The 2,470-nt window shown below is 58.3% G+C and carries 3 protein-coding genes and 1 pseudogene; all 4 read left to right on the forward strand.

Annotated features, from left to right (window positions below):
* Positions 1-468 (forward strand): annotated as a pseudogene (locus tag AC6H42_RS01950) (hypothetical protein); the annotation flags it as partial.
* Positions 465-1,376, forward strand: coding sequence for a DNA/RNA non-specific endonuclease (locus tag AC6H42_RS01955; RefSeq protein ID WP_497547303.1), 912 nt, complete (start codon positions 465-467; stop codon positions 1,374-1,376). The pseudogene AC6H42_RS01950 and the gene AC6H42_RS01955, both read left to right, overlap by 4 nt.
* Positions 1,377-1,387: 11 nt before the next feature.
* On the forward strand, positions 1,388-1,804 hold the full coding sequence (locus AC6H42_RS01960; RefSeq protein ID WP_057155416.1) for a hypothetical protein: 417 nt from the start codon (positions 1,388-1,390) through the stop codon (positions 1,802-1,804).
* 199 nt (positions 1,805-2,003) lie between these two features.
* Positions 2,004-2,470: phage baseplate assembly protein V (locus AC6H42_RS01965; RefSeq protein WP_497547304.1), on the forward strand; the 467-nt coding region annotated here is incomplete at its 3' end.

Genomic DNA, 2,470 nt, shown 5'->3' on the forward strand with positions numbered 1-2,470 from the left:
AGCATCGACATCGTGCCCGCCACGCCGGCCGACATCGCCCGCTACGCCTTCGCCCCCATCAGCCTTACGCTGGCCCAGCGCGACCAGCTGATGTACTTCGACAAGGAGAACCTGTATGACAGCATCATCCGGCACTGGGAAGACACCTGCCCGGAAGACATTGCCGGCATCAAGCGCGGCATGCTGCGGGAGGCGGCCATCGCTGCGGTCAGCCGCGCCAACGGCTACGGCATCACCGATCCCAGCGCGCAGCACTTGTTCGCCGGCCTGATGATGACCGTGTCGCCCTCGTTCGACGACAACGCCATGGTCAAGTCCCATCTGAGCAACCCCGATGTGCCGCAGGCCGACCGCCTGAGCCGGATGATTGCGCAACTGCCGGAACAGGCCTGGGAGCAAATCGTCAAGGCCAAGCGCTACGACGCCCTGTTTGAACTGGCGCCTGGCCAAACGGGTGCGCAGCCATGATGAACCTGCAAGACATCACCAAAAAACTCTCGGACGCGACAACGGCACTGGCCAAGGCCGACAACGACCTGAAGCTGGAAATCGCCGGCGCCGCTGCCGATGCGGCGGGGCTGGTCGATCCCACGCCGGCTTCCGACATCGTCGGCGCCGGCATCTCGATCGCGCGCGGCGACTACTGGGGCGCAGCGCTCAGCACCGTCAGCATGGTGCCCTATTTGGGCGACGCGCTGGCCAAACCCGCCAAAGCCGTACGCGCTACCAAGGCCATCATGGGCCTGGAGAAGAAAGTCGCCGCACTGACGCAAACCGTCGCGGACCTGACGAAAGCAAAAAAACAAGCCGAAGCGGCCGAAGTGGCCGCCAAGGAAGCTAAAATTGCGAAAGAGGCTGAGGCGGCGAAGGATGCCGCCGCAAAGCAAGAAAAGTCGGCAGCAAAGAAAGATCCAGACTGTGAAAATTGCAAAGAGCCATCATCAAGCAAGCCAGCAACTAAGGTTGAGATAAGAAACGGTTACGAGTATACGCTGGATGAGGCAGGACGCGTTGGTAGAATAAAGGGTAAGCTGAAGAGTAACCCGGCGCAATCTCGTAATACCCAAGCGCAATTAAAAGCGGGGGGAACTGATAGGCTCAAAACCGATGAGGGCGGCCACTTTATCGGAAGACGCTTCGATGGCCCGACGGATGAACTAAATCACTTCGCTCAGGACATGAACTTGAATCGGAGTGCTTACAAGGTCATGGAAAACGAATGGGACCGAGCTTTAAAAGCTGGAAAAGAAGTAATTGTAGATATAAAACCAGAGTATGTCGGCGACTCGCTCAGACCCTCGACACTTAGAATTAACTACTCAATCGATGGCGTTCCCAGTCAAGCCAACTTCAGGAACGTACGCGGTGGAAAATAGAAAGATTGAAAATGAATCAGACAATGTCAGAAGAATTTTATCAAAAAATAGGGTCCGAAGCCCTGAGCTGGGTTGAAGACTATGGCGGAAAAATGTTGGTATACGCTGAGCTGGACGATGGATTCATTGCGGCATCAATGGTCTATGAAAGCAAAACGCCTGGAGAGGCGACGTTCAAGTTCTGTCCATCAGAGCTGCAGGATGTCATAACCTCCTTCTGGGAAAACTGGAATAAAACAGCAGGGAACAAGACGTGGAAAGTGTTAATCTATTTGATTAACTCTGACGATTTTTCGATAGATTTAATTTATCCCGATCAGATCGACCCAAATGAAACTGCGACAGATCGGCGTACTAGAATATTCAAGAGCCATTTCCCGTCGTCGCGCATAGATTACTCGGATCCCGAGCTAGATGATGACAATTAAATAGCAGCCATCGAAATCGCCCAGTTCACGATTCAGAGAGCCATTATTCGCCGTTTTTGAATAGTTAATCGTCGTTTTAATAGGGGCCAAGGCTCAGCGTAGGCATACCGCAACGCGTACAGCACGCCGGAACTCAACGGCCACCGCGGTCGGCCTGACCGACGCCGTCTCCACCACCACGCGCGACCGCCAGGTGCGCGTGCAATTCGCCTGGCAGCGCGGCGAAGGCGCCAACGCCGGCGGCATGGCCCACAACACCGACGCCAAGGGCAGCGCCCCCGGCGACGAGCGCACCGGCACCTGGGTGCGCGTGGCCGAAGCGCTGGCCGGCCCCAACTGGGGCACCCAGTTCACGCCGCGCATCGGCACCGAAGTGCTGGTCGACTTCATCGAAGGCGACATGGACCGCCCGGTGGTGGTGGCCCAGCTCTACACCGGCAGCGACGCCCCGCCCTTCGCGGCGGGCGTGGACGCGGGCGTGAACCATGCCGGCACCATCTCCGGCATCCACAGCCAGAACTTCGACCGCAGCGGCTACGGCCAATGGCAGCTCGACGACACCCCCGGCCAGGTGCGCACGCGCCTGGCCAGCAGCAGCGCCGCCACCCAGCTCAACCTCGGCTACCTGATCCAGCAGGCGCCCGGCTCCGCCCAGCGCGGCAGCTA

The sequence above is a fragment of the Massilia sp. NBRC 108631 genome, from assembly GCF_059704565.1.

Excerpts from the sequence above, each read along its gene's own strand:
- AC6H42_RS01955 (WP_497547303.1), top strand. The coding sequence starts at position 465 with ATGATGAACCTGCAAGACATCACCAAAAAACTCTCGGACGCGACAACG.
- AC6H42_RS01960 (WP_057155416.1), top strand. The coding sequence starts at position 1,388 with ATGAATCAGACAATGTCAGAAGAATTTTATCAAAAAATAGGGTCCGAA.